Consider the following 22,202-nt stretch of genomic DNA (forward strand, 5'->3'; position numbering starts at 1 on the left):
CTGCATGAAGGTGCTGCCCTGCATGAAGGTCGGGAGATTCGCTGGTAAGAGTCACTCAGTCATTTCATCATCCGGCGCCGACAATTTATGGAGCCGCCGCTCCAGGCCCTCGGCAATTGAGTCAATGAGGTCAAAGTCACCATCTTCAGGGGCCCACCGCGCCGCCATGATGTCCACACGCCAACGCCCCTCCCCGGTGCGCAGAAAGTCCGCGTAGCGGCCCAGGAGCGGTGTCCCTTCGCGGATGTAGAACGGCAGTGCTTCCGCTTCGAGCCCCGGGGGCGCCTCACCGCTTGCCCTCAGCACCCGCCACCAGGGAACGGCGCTGCCGTGATGGCTCATGACGGAGCCGACCTGCCTGGCGCCGCCGGAGCCGAGGAGCTCGGCGACATCCCCGTAGGCCACCACTGCACCCGGAGGAACGAGCTCAACGAGGGACAGCACTGCCTCGACATACTCCGTGCGCATGAATCCAGCGTAGCTGTCCGCGCAGCCGCGGTGCCTCGGACTTCCGCCCGGGCTCCCGCCGCCGCCGGACATGCGGCACGCCTGCGGAGTGGCGCAAAACTGTCGTTGCCAGCCGGTAGTTTTGGAGCATGAGCACTTCGGACACCACCTGGGACACACGGCCTCGTGCCGCATTCGATTTGGAAACCACCGGCCGCAACTCGCGCGCCGCCCGGATCGTCACGGCGTCGGTCACGGTGGTGGATGCCCATGGCAGCGTCATCACGGAGCATGAGTGGCTCGCGGATCCCGGCGTCGAGATTCCGGCGGAAGCCAGCGAAGTCCATGGTGTAACCACCGAAAGGGCCAGGCAGGAGGGCCGTCCGGCTGCTGACGTGACCCGGGAACTGGCCGCGGTGCTGCAGGGTCTGTTCGACGACGGCGTCCCGGTGATCGCGTTCAACGCCAGTTACGACTTCACAGTGCTGGCTGCCGAATCGGCGCGCTACGGCATTCCGCAGCTAAACCGCTTCCCCGTCCTGGATCCGTACGTCATGAACAAGCAGGTGGACCGGTACCGCAAGGGCAAGAGGACGCTGACGGCGCTGTGCGAGGAGTACGCCGTCAACCTGGACAACGCCCACACGTCCGCAGCGGACGCCCTCGCGACGCTCCGCGTGCTGGATGCCATGGCCGGCAAGTTTCCCAAGCTCCGGATGCCTGCCAGGCAGCTCCACCAGCTGCAGGTCGGCTGGGCGGCAACGCAGGCAGCGGACTTCCAGAGCTACCTCCGCAAGACCAAGCCCGCCACCGTGATCGAAGGCGACTGGCCTGTCCTCCCGCCCGAGGACGCCAGCAGGGGCGACTTCTAGGACGTCCGGCCCAAGCACGGCCGCAAGGGAAAAGCCCACAACATGGGATGAGGATCACATGAAGCCCGGGATGCACAGGATCCCGGGCCTTCCCGGCACAATTTGCCCTGCCTGCACGTGACCGCACCAACAGCGGAGCCTTCCTTTATATACCGAAGATCCTGCTGCTAGAAAGGGCCCGGAGGGAACATCGTGCGGAAGTGACTCCCCCGCGGCTTCGCTGACATAATTAAGTTCAAAAGCGTGCTTGTGCTATGCCCTGCCCGAGGCCAACCTCCTGAGGATAAATGATCACAGTTACTGACCTGCGAAAGGTCTACCGCCAAGGGAAAAAGGAAGTGGTGGCCCTCGACGGCGTCACCCTTTCCGTTCCCAAAGGTTCCATTCACGGAATCATTGGCCATTCCGGCGCCGGAAAATCAACCCTGGTACGTTGCCTGACACTGCTGGATCGCCCGACGGCCGGATCAGTCAGCATTGACGGCACCGAGCTCAGTTCAGTCAGGGACTCTGAAATCCGTGCGGCACGCCGCCGCATCGGCATGGTTTTCCAGCATGCCAACCTCATGGACTCCCGCACCGCCGCCGGCAACGTGGCACATCCCTTGGAACTCGTCAGGACGCCCAAGGACAAGATCCGGACCAAGGTCGCCGAGCTGTTGTCCCTGGTAGGCCTCGAAGGGTTCGAAAACGCGTACCCGTCCCAGCTGTCCGGTGGCCAGCGCCAGCGCGTCGGCATCGCCCGCGCACTGGCCGCTGACCCCGACGTCCTGCTGTGTGACGAACCCACCTCTGCCCTGGACCCCGCGACCACGGACGAAATCCTCGACCTGATCCAGGACCTCACCAGGCGGCTGCAGCTCACCGTGCTCATCATCACGCACGAAATGAATGTCGTGAAGCGCGTCTGCGACTCGGTGTCCCTGCTGTCCAAGGGCCGCATCATCGAGCACGGAGCGCTGCAGGACGTGGCCGGAGACCTTGAGAGCAAGCTGGCCAAGGCACTCCTGCCGCTGCCGGCGTCCGAGCCCCTGAAGGGTGCGCTGCAGGGCGGCCCGGTCCTTGAAATCCTGTTCGCCGGTGACAACGCCAAGGAACCTGTACTCACCAGCGTCGCCCGGCATTTCGACATCGACCTCAATGTCCTGGCCGGCAGCGTGGAGACGCTCGGCGGCCAGCAGTTCGGACACCTGCGGGTCCAGCTCGCCGAAAATGCCGACCACGACGCCGTCCTTGCCTACCTCCACCAGCGCGGAATCGGCGCGAAGCTGGCCGCGACCAAAGCAACAGACAGCGCCGCTCCTGAAGTGAGCGCTGCCCCCGAATTGAACGACGTGACGGGAAGGAACCTGTGAACGACATCTTCAGCAACCCCGTCCTCGCCAAGGCCCTCCCCGAAGCAATCGTCGAAACCCTGCAGATGGTAGGCATTTCGGCGTTCTTCACGGTGCTGGTGGGACTGCCCCTGGGCGTCTTCCTGCACGTCACGGCCCCGGGCGGCCTGCGCCCGATGCCGGTCACCAACCGGATCATGAGCGACGTCATCGTGAACATCACCCGGTCCATCCCGTTCGCCATCCTGATGGTGGCGCTCATTCCGCTGGCCCGCCTGCTGACCGGGACCAGCCTCGGCCCGATCGCGGCTTCAGTCTCGCTGTCCATCGGCACCATCCCGTTCTTCGCCCGCCTGGTGGAAACCTGCCTTCGTGACGTCCACCACGGCAAGATCGACGCAGCCCAGGTCATGGGTTCCACCAAGATGCAGGTCATCAACAAGGTGATGCTGCGCGAATCGCTGCCCGCGCTGGTTGCGGCCACCACCACAACCGTGGTCACGCTGGTCGGATACTCGGCCATGGCCGGCCTCGTGGGCGGCGGAGGACTCGGGAAGCTGGCATACAACTACGGCTTCCAGCGCTTCGACGTCACGGTCATGATCGTCACCATCGTCCTGATCATCGTTCTCGTACAGGTCATCCAGCTGGTGGGCGAATGGATCGCCCGCAGCCTGGACCACCGCTAAGCCACCCTCCTACCGTGGGCCGTCGTCCAACGGCCACGGCAATCTTCACCGCAGCAGGTAGCCGCCGGCTGCATCTATGCCGGAGACGGCGCCGGGCGCGAGCCCGCCGTCGGCCTCCATGCACTTCGAAAGGAACGCATCCGATGCGTAAATCACTCACCCTCCTCGCCACCGGCATTGCCGCTGCCCTGGCACTGACCGGCTGCGGCGGCGGTTCCTCCGCCCCGAGCGCCGAGACCCAGACACTGGACCCGGCCAAGCCTGTCACCCTCACCGTGGGCGCCAGCCCGGTCCCGCAGGCTAAAATCCTCGAGTTCCTCAACCAGGACCTCGCGCCCAAGGCCGGCCTGAAGCTGGACATCAAGGAAATCGAGGACTACCAGACGCCGAACACGGCGCTGAGCGACGGTTCCCTGGACGCCAACTACTACCAGCACCTCCCGTGGTATGAGGACCAGGTCAAGACCAAGGGCTACAAGTTCGGGCACGGCGAAGGCGTCCACATCGAGCCGTACGCCGCGTTCTCGGAGAAGGACAAGGACATCAAGGACATCCAGGACGGCGCCAAGGTGGCCATCACGAATGACCCGTCCAACCAGGTCCGGGCACTCAGGGTCCTCGAAGTCGCTGGTCTCGTGAAGAACATCGAGGACGATTCCTCCGTGCTGACCCTCACTGACGAGCAGAACCCCAAGAAGCTGAAGTTCTCGGAGAACCAGCCTGAACTGCTGATCAACGACCTCAAGGACCCGTCGGTGGACCTGGCGCTGATCAACGGCAACTTCATCCTCAAGGCCGGCCTGAGCACCAAGGACGCCCTCGCGGTCGAGTCCGTGGAGAACAACCCTTACGCGAACTTCCTGGCCTGGCGCGAGGACTCCAAGGACGACGTCCGGATCAAGAAGCTCGACGAGCTCCTGCACTCCCCGGAGGTCAAGGCGTTCATCGAAAAGGAATGGCCCAACGGTGACGTGACGGTGGCGTTCTAAGCCCGCTGCTACTCAGCATTAACTAAAATCCCCGTCTCCCGGACCTTTCCCCTTCGCATTGAGCGGGGATTCGTCCGGGAGGCGGGGATTTCTGTTGCTAACCTGTTACAGGCCCGCCGGCACCGCTGCCGAGGCTGCGGCGCGTGCAGCGGCGGGAAGCGCCTCGAAGATCCGGTTCATGGCGGCGTCGTCGTGTGCCGCGGAAAGGAACCACGCTTCGAAGACCGACGGCGGCAGGTAGATTCCGGAGTCCAGCATCGAGTGGAAGAACGGCGCGTAGCGGAACACTTCCTGCCCTTGGGCGTCGTCGTAATTGCGGACGCCCTGCGCCGAGGTTCCGAAGGCCACCGAGAAGAGGTTGCCGGCCCGCTGGATCGAGTGGTCCACGCCGGCGGCATCCAGTGCCGAAGATAGCGCGGAAGACAGTTCGAGCGAGCGTGCGTCGATGAACGAGTACACCTCGGGGGTGGCGTGGGTCAGAGTGGCGACGCCGGCGGCCATTGCCACGGGGTTACCGGACAGGGTGCCTGCCTGGTACACGGGGCCGAGCGGCGCCAGGTAGTCCATGATGTCGGCGCGGCCGCCGAGGGCCGCCGTCGGCATTCCGCCGCCAATCACCTTGCCGAAGGTCAGCAGGTCCGGGCTCCACGGTTCGGCGGCGTCCGCGGCTCCCCCGGTGAGGCCCCAGTAGCCTGCGTAGCCGGTACGGAAGCCGGTGAGGACTTCGTCGACGATGAGCAGGGCGCCGTGCTCGCGGGTGATCCGCGACAGGCCGGCGTTGAAGCCCTCGCCGGGCGTCACCACGCCCATGTTGGCGGGTGCGGCTTCGGTGATGACGGCGGCAATGTTGCTGCCGTGCTTGGCGAACGCGGCCTCCACGGCGGCGAGGTCGTTGTAGGGCAGCACCAGGGTTTCGGCGGCGGTGGCGGCTGTGACGCCGGCCGAGCCGGGCAGTGCCAGGGTGGCCACGCCGGATCCGGCCGCGGCCAGGAGCCCGTCGAGGTGGCCGTGGTAGCAGCCGGCAAACTTGATGACCAGGTCGCGGCCGGTGAAGCCGCGGGCCAGCCGGATGGCGGTCATGGTGGCTTCGGTGCCGGTGGACACCATCCGGACGCGTTCGGCGGCGGGAACCCGTTCCTTCACGATCGCGGCCAGGTTGGCTTCGTCCGGCGTCGAGGCACCGAAGGACAGTCCGCGGTCCACGGCGGCGTGGACGGCGTCGAGGACGGCGGGGTGGGCGTGGCCCAGCAGCGCAGGGCCCCAGGAGCACACCAGGTCCACGTACTCGGCGCCGTCGGCGTCGGTCAGGTACGGGCCCTTGGCAGACACCATGAACCGCGGGGTTCCGCCCACGGAGCCGAACGCGCGGACGGGTGAGTTGACGCCGCCGGGCATGAGCTGGCGTGCACGGTCGAAGAGTTCCTCGTTGCGAGGGGAGCTGGAAGTCATGGTTCCTATTCCTTTCAGTTTGCGGGTACATGCCCGGACAGCAGCTCCGTCACCCGGGGTGCCACGACGGAGCCGAACAGTTCAATGGACCGCATCATTGCGGTGTGGGGCAGGGAGCCGTTGCTGTACTTGAGGTCGAAGCGGTCCGCTCCCAGGTTCCGCTTGAGCAGGACGATTTTCTCCGCGACCGTTTCCGGCGATCCCACGTAGAGGGCGCCTTCGGGGGTGCACATGGCGTCGAATTCCCGCCGGCTCCCCGGGCCCCAGCCCCGCTCGGCGCCCAGCCTGTTGCGCAGGCCCAGCCAGTGCGGGAAGAACTCTTCGCGGGCTTCCTCGTCCGTCTCGGCAACGTGCCCGGGTGAATGCGTCGCAACCTGCTGCATCGGGTGCCCGTACTTTGCCATGGCCTCGCGGTAGAGGTTGGCCAGGGGTGCGAAGGAGCGCGGTTCCCCGCCGATGATGGCGAAGATGATGGGATAGCCGTACTGTGCGCAGCGGAGCACGGACTCAGGGGTCCCGCCCACGCCGATCCAGGCCGGCAGCAGGTGGTGCTCCAGCGGCGGAAAGACGCTCAGCCCGTTGATGGCAGGCCTGGTCCGTCCTTCCCAGTGGACGGGCTTCTGGGCGCGGACCTTGTCGAAGAGCTCCAGCTTTTCCTCGAACAGGATCTCGTAGTCGCCCAGGTCCAGGCCGAACAGCGGGAAGGACTCGATGAAGGATCCGCGGCCCAGCATCACCTCGGCGCGTCCGTTCGAGATGGCATCCACCGTGGAGAAGCGCTGGAAGACGCGGATGGGGTCATCGGAGCTCAGCACGGTGACGGCGGACCCCAGCCGGATGTGTTTGGTCCGCGCCGCGGCGGCGGCCAGGAACACCTCGGGCGCGGAGACGGCGTAGTCCCGGCGGTGGTGCTCCCCCACCGCAAAGGCGTGGAGCCCGACGTCGTCCGCCAGTTCCGCCTGTTCCAGCAGCTGGCGCAGCACCTGCGCATGCGGCACCGGGTGCCCGTCCGGGTACACCCCGACGTCGCCGAAAGTGTTCAGCCCGAGCAGGACCTTCCCGGGCCCGACCGGAGCGGTGGGGCTGTCCTCCATCATGACTCCTGCAGCCAGCCGGCGAGCTCGGATGCCCAGTAGGTCAGGACCATGTTGGCGCCGGCCCGCTTGATGCCGAGGACGGATTCGGTGATGGCGGCACGGCGGTCGATCCAGCCGTTGGCGGCGGCCGCCTCGATCATGGAGTACTCCCCCGAGATCTGGTACGCGGCGACCGGTACGGTGCTCATCGCGGCCACGTCGGCGAGGATGTCCAGGTAGCTCATGGCGGGCTTGACCATCACCAGGTCGGCGCCTTCGGCCAGGTCCAGCTCCACCTCGAGGACGGCTTCCCGGCGGTTGGCGGCGTCCATCTGGTAGGTGCGGCGGTCCCCCTTGAGCTGCGAATCCACGGCTTCCCGGAACGGCCCGTAGAACGCGGAGGCGTACTTGGCGGCGTAGGCCACCACCGCCGTGTTCGTGTGACCGGCCTTTTCCAGCGCCTGGCGGATCACGCCGATCTGGCCGTCCATCATGCCGGACGGGCCAAGCATGTGCGCCCCGGCGTCCGCCTGCGCCACGGCCATCGCGGCATAAATTTCCAGCGTCGCGTCGTTGTCGACGTAGCCGTCGTCGTCGAGGACGCCGCAGTGGCCGTGATCGGTGAATTCGTCCAGGCACACGTCGCTCATGACCACCAGGTCGTCGCCCACTTCGGCGCGGACGTCCCGGATGGCCTTGTTGAGCACACCGTCGGGATCCAGGGAGGCGGTGCCCCGGGCGTCGCGCTCGGCCGGGATACCGAACAGCATGATCCCGCCGACGCCGAGCTCCACAGCCTCCGCAGCAGCCTTTTTGAGGGAATCGGTGGTGTGCTGGACGACGCCGGGCATGGAGGCGATGGGGTTGGGCTCGGTGAGTCCCTCGCGGATGAACGCGGGCAGGATCAGCTCCGGCGCCGCCAGCCGGTGTTCGGCGGTCAGCCGGCGCATGGCCGGGGTGGTGCGGAGCCGGCGGGGGCGGTGGGTCGGGAAGCTCATGTTCTGTCCTTCACGTGGGTCTCGGAGGCGGGCGGCGGGGTGGAATGTCCTGGTGCGAGCGCCTGGATGACGGCGGACACCAGGCCGGAAGTGGTTGGTTCCTCGGCGACGGCAGCCACGGGCAGTCCCAGCGACTCGGCAGCGTCCGCGGTCGAACGGCCGATCGCCACGAACCGGCAGTCACCCAGCGGCGACAGCCCGGCGTGAATGCGGCGGGCGGCGCTGGGTGAAGCGGCGACGACGGCGTGGAGCCGGCCGGCGTCGATCTCGGCTTTCGCCTGGGGCGGGGTGAGGATTTCCTGCCGGGCAACGTCCGGCGTTTCGGACGTGCCGTCCGGCGTCAGAACACGGGCCGGATCCGCCGGGTAGTCCACCGTGTGATAGGCGGTGACGGCCTGGACAATGGCGCCCATTGATTCGAGTCCTTCGGCCAGACGGGCGTCCGCGATGTCTGCCTGCGGGAGGAACACGCTGCTGTGGCCGGGCGGCCAGATGTCGAGGAGCCCGACGCCGGACTGGAGCCGCGCGGGAGCCAGGTCAACGAAGATTCCCCGGGCCTCCAGTTCGCGCCGGGTGGCAGGACCGATGGTGGCCACCTGGACGGAGCCCGGCAGCCACCGGCTGAGCGGGACGCCGCGTTCCCGGGCCAGTTCTTCCAGGGCATGGATGGTGGTGACGCTGCTGATCACCAGCCATGTGTAGGCGCCGGCGCCGAGGGCGTCGAAGGCGACTTCCAGGGAGTGCTGGTCGCGGGCCCGTTCGAAGTCGATCAGTGGAAGCAGCAGCGGTTCGGCGCCGGTTTCCCGCAGTGCGGTGAGGAGCGGCGCGGCCCGGTCGGGGCTGCGCGTGATGAGGACGCGGGCACCCTCAAGCACCCGCGGCGAGGGGTTGCCCTCAGCGCGGGGGGCGCTGCGCCGTCCCATCATCTGTCCGGCTCCGCGGGGTCAGGACGCGGCAAGGTCCGCGATGTCGGCTGCGCCCGCCGCGAGCAGCACCTCGGCCAGTTCGATGCCCAGAAGTGTGGCGCCAACCTCGGTGAGTCCGTCCGTGGCCCGTTTGTCGCGGACCGATGCCTTTCCGTCAACGGCGCAGACCACGGCCTCCAGGTAGAGCATGCTTCCCTTGCGGAACGCGTAGGCGCCCACCGGGGCGGCGCAGCCGGCCTCGAGCCGGGCCAGAAGTGCCCGCTCGGCCGTGACTGCAAGCCTGGTGTCCGTGTCGTCCAGGGCTGCCAGCGCCTGCGCCAGCGGTTCCTGGGAGCCTTCCGTGGATCCGGGCCGCGGGGGTGCATCGGCGGTGCGGCACTCGATGGCAAGTGAGCCCTGGCCGGCAGCCGGAAGCATCACGTCGGTTTCGAGGTATTCGCTGATGGCGTCCAGCCGGCCGATCCGCTCCAGTCCGGCGGCTGCCAGGACGACGGCGTCGAGGTCGCAGGTCTTTCCGTCCACCACCGCGTCGGTGGCGTTTCCCGGCAGGCCGGGGACCCGGCCCAGGCGGGTGTCCACGTTGCCGCGGATGTCGACGATGTCCAGGTCGGGCCGTGCTGCCCGGAGCTGGGCTGCGCGGCGCGGGGACCCTGTCCCCACCCGGGCCCCCTTCGGGAGGTCGGCAAGCTTGAAGCCGTCGCGCGCACAGAGCACATCCCGGACATCCACCCGCTTGGGTGTGGCGGCAAGGGAAAGCCCGAGGGCGGCTCCGGTGGGGAGGTCCTTCAGCGAATGCACGGCGACGTCGCACTGGTCGCGCAGGAGGGCATCGCGCAGCGCAGCGACGAACACTCCCGTGCCGCCCATCTGCGAGAGCGAACCCTTCAGCACGTCGCCTTCGGTCCTGATGTGGACCAGTTCGACGGGGAAACCGCCGATGGCGGACAGCTGGTCTGCTGTCTGCTGGGTCTGGGTGAGTGCCAGTTTGCTGGCACGGGTTCCGATGCGGACTGTCACAGGGAATCCTGTCCCGCCTGTACAGCCTGGCCGGCGGCCGGGCTGGATGGGTAGGCGTCGTGGCCGGTGCCGACGGTGGTGTCGGCTCCTGCGATGGTGGGCTTCTCGCCCCGGAAGTTGGTGCAGCAGCCCGGGCGGCACACGTCGTACCAGGGGCCAAGATCGGTCACATGCGGCCGGTCGGCGATGTTGTTCGCGGCGGTGCGCTCACAGATCAGGTCCACAATCCCGCCAACGAACTTGCGGTGCGTGCCCGGGGTGGGAACACGGGTGGCGGCCAGGCCAAGGTTCCGGCAGGTCTCCAGGGCCTCGGTGTCCAGGTCCCAGACAACCTCCATGTGGTCGCTGACGAAGCCCAGGGGCACAATCACGATTCCCTTGACACCCTGGCCGGCGAGTTCCTCGATGGCGTCGTTGATGTCCGGCTCGAGCCACGGGACATGCGGAGCACCGGAGCGGGACTGGTAGACCAGCGACCACGGAGCGGTCAACCCGGATTCTTCCTCGACCCGGCGGATGACCTCACCGCCGGATGCCAGGTGCTGGGCGGCGTAGGCCGAGCCTTCGGCGAACTCGCGCGGCTCCTCCTCGGACCGTCCTGCGGCTTCGGCGTCGCGGGTGGGGATCGAGTGGGTGGCGAACAGGATGTGGACCGGCGCGTCCGGCGTTCCGGCTGCGGCCAGCTGGGCGCGGACGTCGGCCAGGCCGGCGGCGGTGCCTTCCACGAAGGGCTCCACGAAGCCGGGGTGGTCGAAGTACTGGCGGACCTTGTCCACTTCCAGCTTTCCGTCCAGGCCGGTCTCGGTCAGGGCCATGCCGATGTCTTCGCGGTACTGGCGGCAGCTGGAGTAGCAGGAGTAGGCGCTCGTGGTGACCATCAGGACCCTGCGGTGGCCGGCGTCGTACACGTCCTGCAGGGTCTGCGGGATGTATGGGTCCCAGTTCCGGTTGCCCCAGAACACGGGCAGGTTGATGCCGCGGGCGGCAAGCTCCGTCTCGATCCCTGCCTTGAGGTCTCGGTTCTGCTGGTTGATGGGGCTAATGCCGCCGTTGGCACGGTAGTGGTGCGAGACCTCTTCGAGCCGTTCGTCCGGGATGCCGCGGCCGCGGGTCACATTGCGGAGGAACGGAATGACGTCATCCTGGCCTTCGGGGCCGCCGAACGAGGCGAGGAGAACGGCGTCGTACTCCTTCGGCGCCATCCGGCCGCGCTCGGTGACGGGGTTGACGGCGGTCACGGAAGCGCGGGTTTCCGGTGCGTCCAGCGGGCTCACGCCAGCACCTCGGCGACTTCAACGGCGGAGACACGCCGGCCCGTGTAGAACGGGATTTCTTCGCGGACGTGGTGACGGGCCTCGGTGGCGCGGAGGTGGCGCATCAGGTCAACGAGGTCCACCAGTTCGGGGGCTTCCAGGCCGAGGATCCATTCCCAGTCGCCCAGGGCGAATGAAGACACCGTGTTGGAGATGACCTGCGGGAACTCGCGGCCCAGCATTCCGTGGTCGCGCAGCATGGCACCGCGCTCGGCGTCGGGCAGCAGGTACCACTCGTAGGAGCGGACGAACGGGTAAACGCACAGCCATTGGGCCGGTTCCACGCCGCGGGAGAACGCCGGGGTGTGGTTCTTCGCGAATTCGGCTTCGCGGTGCACGCCCATCGCTGACCATACGATCTCCGTGCCGGCGAAGAGCTGGCTGCGGCGGATGTCGCGGACGGCTTGCTGAAGGGCTTCGGGCTTGGGGCCGTGGAGCCACACCATGATGTCGGCGTCCGCGCGCATGGCGGAGACGTCGTAGCTTCCGCGGTGCACCACCCCTGCATCTGCCAGGCGGGCCGTCAGCGCGTCGAATTCAGCAGCAGCATCGGCGGTGCGCAGGACGTCGGCGTTGCGCTTGAACACGGTCCAGAGGGTGAAGAACTGCTCGGCTGATTCTTCGGTTTTAGTGACAGATTCGGCAGAAGTGTGGCTCATAGTTACCAGTTTGCCCCTTCGGTGCAGCTAAGTCGAAATGGAGCACTTCTACAGCGTGTAGAAGTGCTCCATTTCACATCTTCCTTAGATCCTTCGCATCCGGACATAGGCAAAGCCAGCGGCGCAGGCCAGGCCGATGAGTCCGCCGCCCCACCAAACCTGCGGCGACACCTCGCCCATCGGCGAGACGCTCACTGCGGAACGCATGACCGGCGCGCTCGATACTCCGTAGCCGGGACCGGACAACGGCAGGACGCCGGCCGAGGTCAGGATGGCCATGTTGGCGGGGCCGAAGACGTTCGTGGTCTTCCACGCGGAAGCCGGAGCGGCCATGGCGGGGCCAGCGGCCCGGATGCCGGTCGACGGCACCCGTGCCGTGTCACCCGCAGCCGGCGTGCCGGTGCCCTGGACGGGGGCGGCCGCGCCGGTTCCGGGAGCGGCCGGCACGGCGGTGCCGGGGAGGACCGACGGCGGCGCCGCCGGAGTGCCGGCCGGAACCGGTGCGGTGGCGGGTGCGGGAGCGGCGGGCGTGTGGGTGCCGGGTGCCTGGGCGGGGCCGGTGGAGGGAGCAGCAGCGCCGCCGCCGGGCGACGGTGCGGGCGGAGCCGACCGCGACCCGGTGTCTTGGGAGGGCGGCGTCGAGGGCGAGGGTGCGGGCGACGTGGGGTCGGGCGACGGCGTGGTCCACGCCGGCTCAGTGGTGGGAGACGGTGACGGAGTGGGCTGGGTGCGGTGGCCGGGCGGGGTGGGCCTGTTGCTGCCGGAGGCGGGCGGGCCGGAAGGTTCCGGCTTGTGTCCCAGGACTACGGAGGCCCAGGCCTCAAGCAGCGGAACGTCCGCTTGCAGCGATGCGGTAGTGGTGGCGTCAACGCCGTCCGTTGTGTCCGGAGCCGGGACGAGGGAGGCAGCGCTGGCTGCAGGAACACCTGCGGAAAGGACTAGTACCGCTCCGAGCGCCGCTGCTGCCGTGCCGCGCCGAAGACCCCCATGGAAACCAGTCAGCGTACGAGTTTCTTCGGACTTCTGAATGACCATAGTCATCGACCCTAGCCACAAAAACGTGTCATTAGAAACTTGCAAAGAAGCAGTGCACGCGGTACTCGCGGGCTAGTGCAGAACGTCCGCCAACTGCTTCCTGGTGTCGGCCACAACGGCAGCAAGGCCGTTCCCCGCCAGCCATCCGCCCACCAGGACCAGGCCTCCTTGCGCGGCGCAGATCCGGCGGACCTGGGCTACGCGCTGGCGGTGGCCCACTGCCGCGAACGGAAGGACCCCGCCCCAGCTGACGACGTCCCAGTCGAGCACGTCATGGGACGTGACAGGCACTGTCAGCAGGGCTGACGCGTCCCGTAAGGCCGATTCAAGGAGCTCACTGTCGGCGTTGCGCGAGCCGGCACTGCCTAATGCCGCGGGCGCCTCGCGTCCACCCTCCCCCGCCTCTTCTCCGCGGCCGTATGACAGCCGCACGACGTGGGTGCCTGGACCCGCTGCTGCCGCGAGCCAGTCCCATTTCGCGGTGGCATGGGTTAGTGCCTTGGCCTGGACGCCGGGTGTCTGAGGTGCCACGAGGATTCCGGTTCCGCGCGGCCGGCGGTCCAGGTCGGGAAGGTCAACAACAAGTGTCACAAGCTTTACATCGGGACCGGCGCCGGGCCGGAGCGGGGCCAGATCCGGCACTGCCCCCTCCAGCAGTCCGACGGCGGACGGGCCGTCCAGAGCCACCACCAGCAGGCCGGAGTCGAACGTTTTATAAGCCGCCGAAACCCGCCAGCCGTCCGCTGTCCTGTTCACAGCGTCGGCCCGGGTGCCGCTGAGTAGCTTCACCCCGCGGCGCCCCAGTTCTGCCACCAGGGCGGTAATCAGCGTATGCATGCCGCCTTGGAGGCCGGCGACGGCGGAGCCTGCCTTTGCGGGCTGGGTTGCGGGGAGGCTGCCGCCGGCGGCGTGGCCCTGCTGGTCCTGCCGGGCGGGCCTGCTCCGGCGCTGGGCGGCGACCGCGGCGGCAAGGGAACCGTGGGTGCGGATTCCGGCGCGGAGCCCGGGCGCCACCATGTCGACGTCGAGCAGCGCGGGGTCGGCGGAATGAACGCCGCCCACCACCGGCTCCACGAGGCGTTCCAGGACACGGCGGCCCATCCTGAGCCGGACAAGTGCGGACACGTTGGTCACGGCAACCCTGGTCCCCGCGGAGGCGGGTAGGAACCTGTCCAGGGAGGCACGGAGGGATCCCGCGAGCCCGAGCGTCCGGCGGACTTCGGGGTCCCAGGGGTTGGCCGGGATGCCGAGCACGCCGGTTTTGGGGAGTTCGCGGGCGCCTTCGGGGAGCTGGACCCAGGCGCCGCCGGGCTGGGGCGCCACGATGTTGCCGGCGAGGCCGAGCTCCGCTGCGAGGTCCGCAACGGCACTGGATCGGGTTGCGAAGGACTCCGCACCGCTGTCCAGGGTCAGGCCGCCCACCACATGGCTGCCCACGCAGCCGCCCCAGGCGTCGGCGGCCTCCAGGACGGTGACGTCGCGGCCTGCCTTGGCAAGCTCCAGCGCGGCGAGCAGGCCGGAGATGCCGGCGCCCACCACCACGGCCGCTTGAACGGACGGTTCGGGCGTGGCTGCGCTCACCGTGTTACTCCGGGGAAATCGAGTGAATTAGCTCGACGACGCGGGTCAGGACGTCCGGGTCGGTTTCCGGCGGCACACCGTGGCCCAGGTTCAGGACGTGGCCGGGCGCGGCGGATCCTGCCTTGATGACGTCGCGGACGTGGGCTTCGAGAACGGCCCACGGGGCGGACAGCAGCGCGGGGTCGATGTTGCCCTGGAGGGGAACAGTGCCGCCCAGCCGGCGGTTGGCTTCGTCCAGCGGAAGGCGGTAGTCAACGCCCACCACGTCGACGCCGACGTCGCGCATGGCCACGAGCAGCTCCGAGGTTCCGGTGCCGAAGTGGACCAGCGGCGCGCCCAGGTGACGGACGTGGTCAAGCGCGCGGGCGGAGGCGGGGGCAACAAAGCGCTGGTAGTCGGCCAGCCCCAGCGAGCCCGCCCAGGAATCGAACAGCTGCCCGGCTGAGGCACCGGCCTCCAGCTGGGCGCGAAGGAACATGCCCGAGGCATCCGCAGCCCAATTGGCCAGCGCGGTCCAGGTTTCGGGGTCGGCGTGCATCATGGTGCGCGGGCCGAGGTGGTCGCGGGAGGGCTTGCCCTCAACCATGTAGGCAGCCAGCGTGAACGGCGCGCCGGCGAAACCGATCAGCGGCGTCTTGCCCAGCTGTGCCACGGTGAGCCGGACGGCTTCGCGGATGGGCTCCAGCGCCTCCCAGGTCAGCCGCGGGAGTGCCGCGACGTCTTCGGCTGTGCGGACGGGCTTGTCCAGGACCGGACCGATGCCGGGAACGATGTCCACGCCCACGCCGGCCAGTTTCAACGGGATCACGATGTCCGAGAAGAAGATGGCAGCATCAACATCGTGGCGGCGCACGGGCTGCAGGGTGATCTCGGAGGCCAGTTCCGGGCGCAGGCAGGAGTCCAGCATGGCCACGCCTTCGCGCACCTTCAGGTACTCCGGCAGGGAGCGGCCGGCCTGGCGCATGAACCAGACGGGACGGCGGGACGGCTTGCCGCCGCGGTAGGCCGTGATCAGCGGCGAATCTGCCGTGCGGCCGTCCATCAGCGGGTGTCCCGCATCCAGGGCGGAGTCGGAGAACGGGACGTTGGATACCGTGCCGTCGGAGGTCGCAGCGCTTGAAGTCATGACTCCGATTGTCCCTAAGATCGCCGCCAAAAGATAACGACAGCCTGTCACGCTGAGTGCCCCGGGCCCTCCGTGGCGGGAATCACAAGCCTCCGTGCTCTTCCCCACGGGGCATGGTTGTTCTACACCTCAACGAAAAAGCTATGATTGTGATGCTGTGGTTCTTTTCTCATTGGTGGCTACACACGCCGACATCGACCTCGAGACCGTTGCTCAACTGAGCACCGGCGCTTCCGAGCTGGCTACATCCGCCCTGTCCGGGTCGCCGGCAGTGACGGGTGCGGTGGTGCTTGCCACCTGCAACCGCTTCGAAATCTACGGCGAGGCGTCCCATCCGGACGACGTCGAAGCGGCACGGGCCGCCCTCGTCGCCCAGATCAGCGAACGCACCGGGCTCAACGAGCAGCTCGTCTCCCGGTCTTTTAGTACGCGCACGGGCGGCGACGTCAGCCAGCACCTTTTCGCCGTGAGCTCCGGCCTTGATTCCGCTGTGGTGGGCGAACGCGAAATCGCCGGGCAGGTGCGCCGTGCCCTCATCACCGCCCAGCACGAAGGCACTGCCAGCTCCGGCCTCGTCCGTCTTTTCCAGGCGGCATCCAAGACCGCAAAGGATGTCGGGGCGCAGACGGCCCTCGGCTCGCGCGGACTGTCCATCGTTTCGGTGGCCCTGGATCTCGCCACGGACCTTTCCGAGAACGCCGACTGGTCAACCAAGAAGGCAGTTGTCTTCGGTACCGGCGCCTACGCCGGCGCCACCATGTCGCTGCTCCGCGAACGCGGCTGCACTGACATCTCCGTCTTTTCCTCCTCCGGACGAGCCGAAGGCTTTGTGGCAACGCGCGGCGGCACGGCCCTCGACGCCGATTCGCTTCCTGCTGCCGTGGCCGCAGCGGATGTCATGATCGGGTGCAGCGGCTCCGATGCCCGCGTGGAAGCCGCCGAGCTCGCGCGGGTCCGGGCCGGATCGCCGCAAACGCTGATCGCCATCGATCTGGCGCTCACCCATGATTTCGATCCCGCTGTTGGAGAGCTCGACGGCGTGGAGCTGCTTACGCTCGAATCCGTGCGGCTCGCCGCTCCGCAGGAGCAGGCGGAATCGCTGGCGCAGGCCAGCGGCATCGTCTCCGGCGCAGCCGCTGCTTTCGAGCAGGAGCGCGAGGCCCGGTCCGTTGACTCGGCCATTGTTGCCCTGCGCCGCCACACCATGAACGTCCTCGACGCCGAGATGGAGAAGGTCCGGGCACGCCACGGCTGCACGGCCGCCGCCGAGGAAGTCGAGTTCGCGCTGCGCAGGATGGTCAAGCAGTTGCTCCACGTCCCGACTGTCCGTGCCCGTGAGCTTGCCTCCAACGGCCAGCAGGACGAGTACATCGCGGCCCTTGAGGCGCTCTACGGCATCACCGTTGAGCAGCCGGTCGCCGCCCCGGCAGCCGAATGCCCGGTGGACCACAGCCAGGCCGGCCCGGCCTCCGCTCCCCCACGGCGCGAAACCGCCTGACCCGACGCGGCCCGAGGGCTGCACGCATTGGGTGAGCTGTGGCAGCGATGCCACCGGATATGACTCCGACAGATAGCCCCAAACAACAACTCCAGTGAGCCGAGGTTGTTGCTGGCCGTGCGTCAGGACCCGGCCGTGGTTTCCGTTTTCCGGCGCGCCCGTTCGAGGGCCCGGTAGACGGTGGATCGCCCGACGGAGAACAGCTCGGCGAGCTCGTACATGGTATGTTCGCCCGCGGCATGTAGGTGAACCAGGTGTGCTTCCTGCTTGGGTGAGAGTTCGGGCTGCTTCCCGCGTAGTCGGCCCTTTGCCTTGGCGATTTTCATCCCTTCACGGGTCCGTGCCCGGATGAGATCGCCTTCAAATTCAGCGACCATCGCCAGGACGTTGAACAGCAACTTGCCCATTGGGTCCGCGGGATCGTGCACAGAATGCTGGCAGGCACCTTGTGTCGCACTCAATTTGGGGAGGACCAATGGCGGACGGTAGTAGCGAAGCCTTTACTGTCTCGGTGCGTGAGGTCAGGAACTACAGGTTTGTTCAGAGACTTCCTAGGCTGCTTCTTTTTGGGTCTTGGTTCGTTGTCGGCTACGCCCTCTTTGTGCCAGGAGAAAGGCCGAACTGGCCAGCGATGGTGATCGGAGGCTTGTTCCTCGCCATCTCCGTCGGGTCCTCTATCTATGGGTCACGGAAAGAGAAGGATCTTATCGCTGTCATCAACGACAGATTCGCAGAAGCCTTCACTGCTAGAACTGGATTTGAGTATCCGCGCGACGTAAACGTCCTCGAAGTGCAGCGATCGATTGCGGTGCGAAAGGCTGACGGATCTGCGGTTGTTTGGGGAGTGAAGAAGGAGAAAGAAGGCTTCAGCGTTTCCCCAGCAAGCTAAACCATTTTGTCCCGCGGAGGGTTCCCGCAAACGGATCTGATGCGACGTTTTGGGATGTCTTCTGTTCGGGATACGGTCGGGACGATTCATTCCATGATCCGCTGATCTCCATGGATCCTTCGTCAGTTCATCTATCCTGCAAGCTACGAGAGGTTCCTGCCCCCTGTGCTCACTTTGTTTGAGACGTTTTGTGCTGTGGGGACGTATATAGGTGAAAGCTCATACGGGAGGGGGGACGATGGCTGGTTCGACCGAGGAGCTGCAAGGACTTGATGACCTGGCGTTGCTTGAACGCGTGGGGCAACGGGATCAGGTCGCATTTGACGTGTTGTATAGCCGGTACGTCCGGCCGGTCGCCTGGACGGCGCGTAGCGTGCTGCGATCCTCCGAATCAGCCGAAGACGCTGCACAGGCGACGTTCCTGACTCTGTGGAAGAAGGCCGGCCGGATCAGGATCGAAGGCTGTTCGTTGCTGCCTTGGCTGTTGGGAGTCTGCCGGATCGAGTGTCGCTCCATGCTCAGGAAGGATCATCTACTCGACCGCCGCGGCATGGACCCGGCGCTCGAACGGCTCTCGGACGGTCCTTCCCCCGAAGAATTAGCCATCGAGTCCGAAATGCTTCACATCATAGATCTCTATGTGGCACGGATGTCCGACATAGACCGGTCGATTTACCGGCTCTGCCTCATCAAAGAGGTCAGCTACGAGGATGCTGCCAAGGAGTTGGGAATCACTCACGGGGCAGTACGTAACCGGTTGTCACGGCTGAAAGCCGGTCTCCGCCGTCACCTCCCGTCTCAAGGAACAGAGGCACCGAAATCAACACCGAGATACCAACCTGGCCTGCCCAAGCCGACATCGAGAGGATGCACGCGGCAACTGTTGCCGGCATCCAGGAACACCGCCGAAGCCAGCGCCGCTCAAGAATCGCCGCGGCAGCAGTGACCGCCGTGCTGGCCATGGGATTCACGGTTGGGACCGTGATCAGCCTGCCCAAGGGCGACATTGGCGCCCGCCCTGCAACAACAACCGCGCAGGCAAGCCACCCAGGCGGACCCTACACAATCGATGACACGCTGGGCGCTTTCAACGGCCTCTCCTACGACTACGACCCCTTTCGATCGCCGAATCAGCTTGCCGAGCACAGTGAACTAGTGATCTCAGGCACAGTTGCAGGTTTCAGGGAAGGCCGGTCGCTGGCCTTAGCTGGAAACGAGCAGGTAGTCGGGTCAAAATCGGTAGTCCTGGTTTTGACCGACATCACCACGGCCAGAGGTGACCTGGCCGACGGGAACGACGGCCACATCTATGTGGAGTTACGCAACCCAGGCCACCCAGACCCGTCTTATTATGACCGAGCGTTCCCCTCAGGCGCCCTCGTCGTCGCCTATCTCGTCCCAGCCCCGACCGAACAGCCGAGGGCCGACATCGACGAAACGTATGCCAGCCGCCGGGCCGCCGGACTCCCCGACGGACAGAGGCTCTACATGCCGACAAATCCACAGAGTCTGATCATGCAATTCAACGGCGAAGACGTTGTTTGGCCTCTCATCGGCGCCCACAAACCAGGCAACATCGCAAACACGCTACCCGGAGGCGGCCTGATCGCCGAATAGGTTCGACCATGGAAGACGCCGCCAACTACCGGCCGGCAGCGTGCTGGCCGAGCTGATGAGCAGTGCGGACAGTCGCTCCCTCAAATGTGTCCGCTCAACGTTCCCCAAATAGGGCTAACCGCCACCAGTGGCTGTATTGTCCTCGCGCAATCGCGTCGCTACCCTCGACCAACAGTGGAGGACGTCGGGGGTCCGTAGACATGCGCACTAGACTCAAAATCATTCTTGCTGGGAAAGCAACTACATGTGCGACACCAGGTGGTTGGGCCCCGGCAATAAAAACCGCACCCATTGCCCGTCCCGGAGCGATCCGTTTGTTTATAGCCTTGTGCCTACTCAGCTTCGGTGCGGTCTCCTGTGGCACTACAGCTAACGACGGACCCCAAGGGCCTCAACAGCCGCCGCTATCGTCCTCGACGCCTTCGGCCGGGGCGACCGGCACGGAAAGCGGGCCGTCCTGTCTTGTCCCTGAAGAGATTCCGGTGCGGGATCTCCAGAATGATCAGCTTGTGGATTGCGATCTAAAGGACGTCCGCATCCTGTTTGAAGATGGCCGGACGATGGCAACTCCCGGAGCCGGGGAAGTGGCCACCGGGACGTCTTCAAACGTAGGTGGTTCCGAATCCCTGGACAAAATATCGGTCGCGAACCTTGGTCCAGGCCTCGGTGTAGTCGGCTTCATTGAGAACGACGCTCATGAGGTCACTTACTGGGGGCCAGCGGAGGCCACGTCGATATTGAAGGAGCGGGACGGCAAAGCCAAAGAAGACATGGCAGGTGGCTAGTAGCCAAGGGATACAGCAGCCACTCAGCATCACCATCAGGTTTTAGCGAAGGAAGCCTTCCTCCCGCGGCGCACACACATTAGCTCCATCAATGCCCGGGCTGGTGAACAGCGGGACTCGCCGCTCCCGAAAGTGTCCGTTCAGCGTTCCACAAGCGGGGGCTGAACCGCCGTTTCAAGCCATGACTTATCCGGCCTTTTCCTTAATCCACGAAACTGTAGATCACGTCGCAGGCCGCGGAAAGGACAAGCAGACTCCAGAACAAAACGGTGTACCTGAGGACGCAGTGCCCGGAATCGCCGGCCAGGTCCCAGCTCTGTCCCCCCGCTCTTCTCTATAGCTCCTTGAAATAGACAGCGACAGGTATCTGTGTACAACCAAGGTTCTCGTAAAGCGCCCGGGCTGGGGCGTGAAACGCATCACCACCTGTACCGATCTCGACGATTCTGGCCCCGAGGTCCTTCATCCTGGCCATTGCATACTCACACAGTTGCCGGCCAACGTGGTCCCGCCGATGGGCGGGGGCCACCGCCAGGATCGTGATCGTCCCGTGCTCACGGGCAAGATCTACCTGCCAGCTAACATATCCCGCGAGGCCGCCGTCGACCTCTGCGACATCCACGTACTTACCGGCTTGAGGCTGGTGGAGGAAGGGAACCTTCTCCGCGTAATCCTCCCGCCAGTCACCGTGTTGAACGGCGAAGATCAGTTCGCCCATCAGGGGGCGGAACGATCCTTCATAAAAGGGCTCGAAGGTGGCAAGGGTCAGGTCGAGGATTGGCTGCCCGTCGTGGGCGGCGAAGGGGCGTATAAGCATTATGTGGGCCTTTGATTGAGGAAACAGGGCGCTATTCAGCCGCCTGCGACCAGATTGCCAGCGGGCGGTTGTTCCTCAGTGACGCGTGCGCGTCGTGCAGAAGTGCTCCACGCAAGACACCCTACCGCGGCTTCGATTTCCGGTGGTGCAAGACGAGGTAAGTTTGGTCCTTTCTAGACTGCAGGGTGACAGGATTTGCTGTTGCCGGGCAATCACATCGCTCGCTGCCGCCCTGTGCGTATCCAGCTGAGGCTAACTTCCCGTTCGACCAGCACTTCCCCCTCGGCTGAGCAGACACGGAGAATAGCCGTTTCCAGGGCCCGCATCAGCAGCTGGAATCGCCAGTTCCGGTCATCAACTTTTTGAACCGTAGTACGGACAGTGCGCTGCGGAAGAAACTGATGGAGTCACCGTCTCAGGAGAATCCGGCGGAGCGTTGATCACTGGCCGCCAATTTCCGTCCCGGTCAGGGCAATTTCCGTCCCGGTCAGGGTTCGGCTTCCGTCTCGCCTCAGAGGGTTCGAGATCGGCGGCGATCCTAACCGGAGATCACAAGGCCGCCGAGAGCAAGGACGATGAGCACGAGGATGACTAGCAGTTCGGGGTAGACGAGGAAGAAGATGAAAACGCGCTGGAACAGCGGCACTTTCCCGTGCTTGTTTTCTTCGTGAAGCATGTTTCCCCGGGGTGTCGTGTCGGTGTCGTTCCACGGACGAGCGCGTCTTCTAAACACTTGCCTGCTTTTGAGCGACCTTCCGGTTGTGAACCAGCCTGATGATCACCAGAGGGACCACCGCCGTAACGAGGAAGGCAGCGAACTCCAGCGTCGAGTCTCCTTCCTGGCTTTGCGAGTACAAGAAAGAGCCTGCAGCCACCGCCAGTAGTCCGCCAAGAAAAAGCCACAGGCTTGCTTGGGGTTCCATCGGTCCGACGTACGGGATTCTCTTATTGGTGTGGCCCAGAATTTGAACGAGGGCTGCAGCGGTAAATAAGGCACTCGCTGTCATCAAGACGACTATCGCAATGATGCTCATTGATGCTCATTGATGCTCCTAATTTCTGATTGGTTGGGCCCCCGAGTAGGA

Annotated in this window: 22 protein-coding genes and 1 pseudogene; 8 read left to right on the forward strand and 15 right to left on the reverse strand. The window is 65.9% G+C overall.

Features of this window, described 5'->3' with window-relative positions:
- Positions 1 to 51: 51 nt before the first annotated feature.
- Positions 52 to 468 carry an MGMT family protein gene (locus J7I92_RS16625; protein WP_214842291.1) on the reverse strand — a complete coding sequence of 139 codons (417 nt, stop codon included), beginning with the start codon at positions 466 to 468 and terminating at the stop codon, positions 52 to 54.
- A gap of 128 nt (positions 469 to 596) precedes the next feature.
- Here J7I92_RS16625 and J7I92_RS16630 point away from each other — a divergent pair, with 128 nt between their 5' ends.
- The 4 genes from J7I92_RS16630 (at position 597) to J7I92_RS16645 (ending at position 4,331) form a co-directional block, all read left to right on the forward strand.
- On the forward strand, positions 597 to 1,319 hold the full coding sequence (locus J7I92_RS16630; RefSeq protein WP_214842292.1) for a 3'-5' exonuclease: 723 nt from the start codon (positions 597 to 599) through the stop codon (positions 1,317 to 1,319).
- Positions 1,320 to 1,606: 287 nt separating this feature from the next.
- Positions 1,607 to 2,674 (forward strand): methionine ABC transporter ATP-binding protein, encoded by a 1,068-nt coding sequence (locus J7I92_RS16635; RefSeq protein WP_214842293.1) that lies wholly within the window; start codon positions 1,607 to 1,609, stop codon positions 2,672 to 2,674.
- Entirely contained in the window at positions 2,671 to 3,342 is a 672-nt protein-coding gene (locus tag J7I92_RS16640) for a methionine ABC transporter permease (protein ID WP_214842294.1), read from the forward strand. Before J7I92_RS16635 ends, J7I92_RS16640 begins: the two co-directional genes overlap by 4 nt.
- Before the next feature lie 143 nt (positions 3,343 to 3,485).
- On the forward strand, positions 3,486 to 4,331 hold the full coding sequence (locus tag J7I92_RS16645; RefSeq protein WP_214842295.1) for a MetQ/NlpA family ABC transporter substrate-binding protein: 846 nt from the start codon (positions 3,486 to 3,488) through the stop codon (positions 4,329 to 4,331).
- A 105-nt stretch (positions 4,332 to 4,436) separates the two neighbouring features.
- Here the strand turns inward: J7I92_RS16645 and hemL are convergent, their stop codons facing one another.
- From hemL to hemE, 10 genes are all read right to left on the reverse strand, one after another.
- Complete coding sequence (hemL, locus tag J7I92_RS16650) at positions 4,437 to 5,780, reverse strand: glutamate-1-semialdehyde 2,1-aminomutase (protein WP_214842296.1); 1,344 nt, start codon at positions 5,778 to 5,780, stop codon at positions 4,437 to 4,439.
- Positions 5,781 to 5,794: 14 nt separating this feature from the next.
- On the reverse strand, positions 5,795 to 6,877 hold the full coding sequence (locus J7I92_RS16655) for an LLM class flavin-dependent oxidoreductase (RefSeq protein WP_214842297.1): 1,083 nt from the start codon (positions 6,875 to 6,877) through the stop codon (positions 5,795 to 5,797).
- The gene (gene hemB / locus J7I92_RS16660; RefSeq protein WP_214842298.1) at positions 6,874 to 7,854 is read right to left on the reverse strand and encodes a porphobilinogen synthase; all 981 of its coding nucleotides are present in this window, start codon (positions 7,852 to 7,854) and stop codon (positions 6,874 to 6,876) included. The genes J7I92_RS16655 and hemB overlap by 4 nt, the downstream gene beginning before the upstream one ends.
- Positions 7,851 to 8,780, reverse strand: coding sequence for a uroporphyrinogen-III synthase (locus J7I92_RS16665; protein WP_214842299.1), 930 nt, complete (start codon positions 8,778 to 8,780; stop codon positions 7,851 to 7,853). Before J7I92_RS16665 ends, hemB begins: the two co-directional genes overlap by 4 nt.
- A gap of 18 nt (positions 8,781 to 8,798) precedes the next feature.
- Positions 8,799 to 9,797, reverse strand: a complete 999-nt coding sequence (gene hemC / locus J7I92_RS16670) for a hydroxymethylbilane synthase (RefSeq protein ID WP_214842301.1) — start codon at positions 9,795 to 9,797, stop codon at positions 8,799 to 8,801.
- On the reverse strand, positions 9,794 to 11,071 hold the full coding sequence (locus tag J7I92_RS16675; RefSeq protein ID WP_311380402.1) for a ferrochelatase: 1,278 nt from the start codon (positions 11,069 to 11,071) through the stop codon (positions 9,794 to 9,796). The genes hemC and J7I92_RS16675 overlap by 4 nt, the downstream gene beginning before the upstream one ends.
- Positions 11,068 to 11,769 (reverse strand): hydrogen peroxide-dependent heme synthase, encoded by a 702-nt coding sequence (gene hemQ / locus J7I92_RS16680; protein WP_214842303.1) that lies wholly within the window; start codon positions 11,767 to 11,769, stop codon positions 11,068 to 11,070. The genes J7I92_RS16675 and hemQ overlap by 4 nt, the downstream gene beginning before the upstream one ends.
- 84 nt (positions 11,770 to 11,853) lie before the next feature.
- A complete protein-coding gene (locus J7I92_RS16685) occupies positions 11,854 to 12,810 on the reverse strand; it encodes a hypothetical protein (protein WP_214842305.1) in 957 nt (318 codons plus the stop codon).
- Positions 12,811 to 12,876: 66 nt separating this feature from the next.
- Entirely contained in the window at positions 12,877 to 14,385 is a 1,509-nt protein-coding gene (hemG, locus tag J7I92_RS16690) for a protoporphyrinogen oxidase (RefSeq protein WP_214842306.1), read from the reverse strand.
- A 4-nt stretch (positions 14,386 to 14,389) separates the two neighbouring features.
- Positions 14,390 to 15,511 carry a uroporphyrinogen decarboxylase gene (gene hemE, locus J7I92_RS16695; RefSeq protein ID WP_214842308.1) on the reverse strand — a complete coding sequence of 374 codons (1,122 nt, stop codon included), beginning with the start codon at positions 15,509 to 15,511 and terminating at the stop codon, positions 14,390 to 14,392.
- Positions 15,512 to 15,668: 157 nt separating this feature from the next.
- Between hemE and J7I92_RS16700 the strand changes: the two genes are divergently transcribed.
- The gene (locus J7I92_RS16700) at positions 15,669 to 17,009 is read left to right on the forward strand and encodes a glutamyl-tRNA reductase (protein ID WP_214842310.1); all 1,341 of its coding nucleotides are present in this window, start codon (positions 15,669 to 15,671) and stop codon (positions 17,007 to 17,009) included.
- A gap of 122 nt (positions 17,010 to 17,131) precedes the next feature.
- On the opposite strand, the pseudogene J7I92_RS16705 reads toward J7I92_RS16700, so the two are convergent.
- Positions 17,132 to 17,440 (reverse strand): annotated as a pseudogene (locus J7I92_RS16705) (recombinase family protein); the annotation flags it as partial.
- Between the two features lie 44 nt (positions 17,441 to 17,484).
- Between J7I92_RS16705 and J7I92_RS16710 the strand changes: the two are divergent.
- The 3 genes from J7I92_RS16710 (at position 17,485) to J7I92_RS16720 (ending at position 19,515) form a co-directional block, all read left to right on the forward strand.
- Positions 17,485 to 17,898 carry a hypothetical protein gene (locus J7I92_RS16710; protein ID WP_214842313.1) on the forward strand — a complete coding sequence of 138 codons (414 nt, stop codon included), beginning with the start codon at positions 17,485 to 17,487 and terminating at the stop codon, positions 17,896 to 17,898.
- A gap of 238 nt (positions 17,899 to 18,136) precedes the next feature.
- Positions 18,137 to 18,844: an RNA polymerase sigma factor gene (locus tag J7I92_RS16715; RefSeq protein WP_214842314.1), complete on the forward strand. Its 708-nt coding sequence runs from the start codon at positions 18,137 to 18,139 to the stop codon at positions 18,842 to 18,844.
- A complete protein-coding gene (locus J7I92_RS16720; protein WP_214842315.1) occupies positions 18,841 to 19,515 on the forward strand; it encodes a hypothetical protein in 675 nt (224 codons plus the stop codon). The genes J7I92_RS16715 and J7I92_RS16720 overlap by 4 nt, the downstream gene beginning before the upstream one ends.
- Positions 19,516 to 20,634: 1,119 nt before the next feature.
- Here the strand turns inward: J7I92_RS16720 and J7I92_RS16725 are convergent.
- From J7I92_RS16725 to J7I92_RS16735, 3 genes are all read right to left on the reverse strand, one after another.
- The gene (locus J7I92_RS16725; protein ID WP_214842316.1) at positions 20,635 to 21,117 is read right to left on the reverse strand and encodes a GNAT family N-acetyltransferase; all 483 of its coding nucleotides are present in this window, start codon (positions 21,115 to 21,117) and stop codon (positions 20,635 to 20,637) included.
- 538 nt (positions 21,118 to 21,655) lie between these two features.
- Positions 21,656 to 21,793, reverse strand: a complete 138-nt coding sequence (locus J7I92_RS16730; RefSeq protein ID WP_214842317.1) for a hypothetical protein — start codon at positions 21,791 to 21,793, stop codon at positions 21,656 to 21,658.
- A gap of 49 nt (positions 21,794 to 21,842) precedes the next feature.
- Positions 21,843 to 22,151, reverse strand: a complete 309-nt coding sequence (locus tag J7I92_RS16735; RefSeq protein ID WP_214842318.1) for a hypothetical protein — start codon at positions 22,149 to 22,151, stop codon at positions 21,843 to 21,845.
- Positions 22,152 to 22,202: the final 51 nt, after the last annotated feature.

Origin of the sequence: Arthrobacter sp. ISL-72, assembly GCF_018613755.1 — a bacterium.
Taxonomy (GTDB): Bacteria; Actinomycetota; Actinomycetes; order Actinomycetales; family Micrococcaceae; genus Arthrobacter.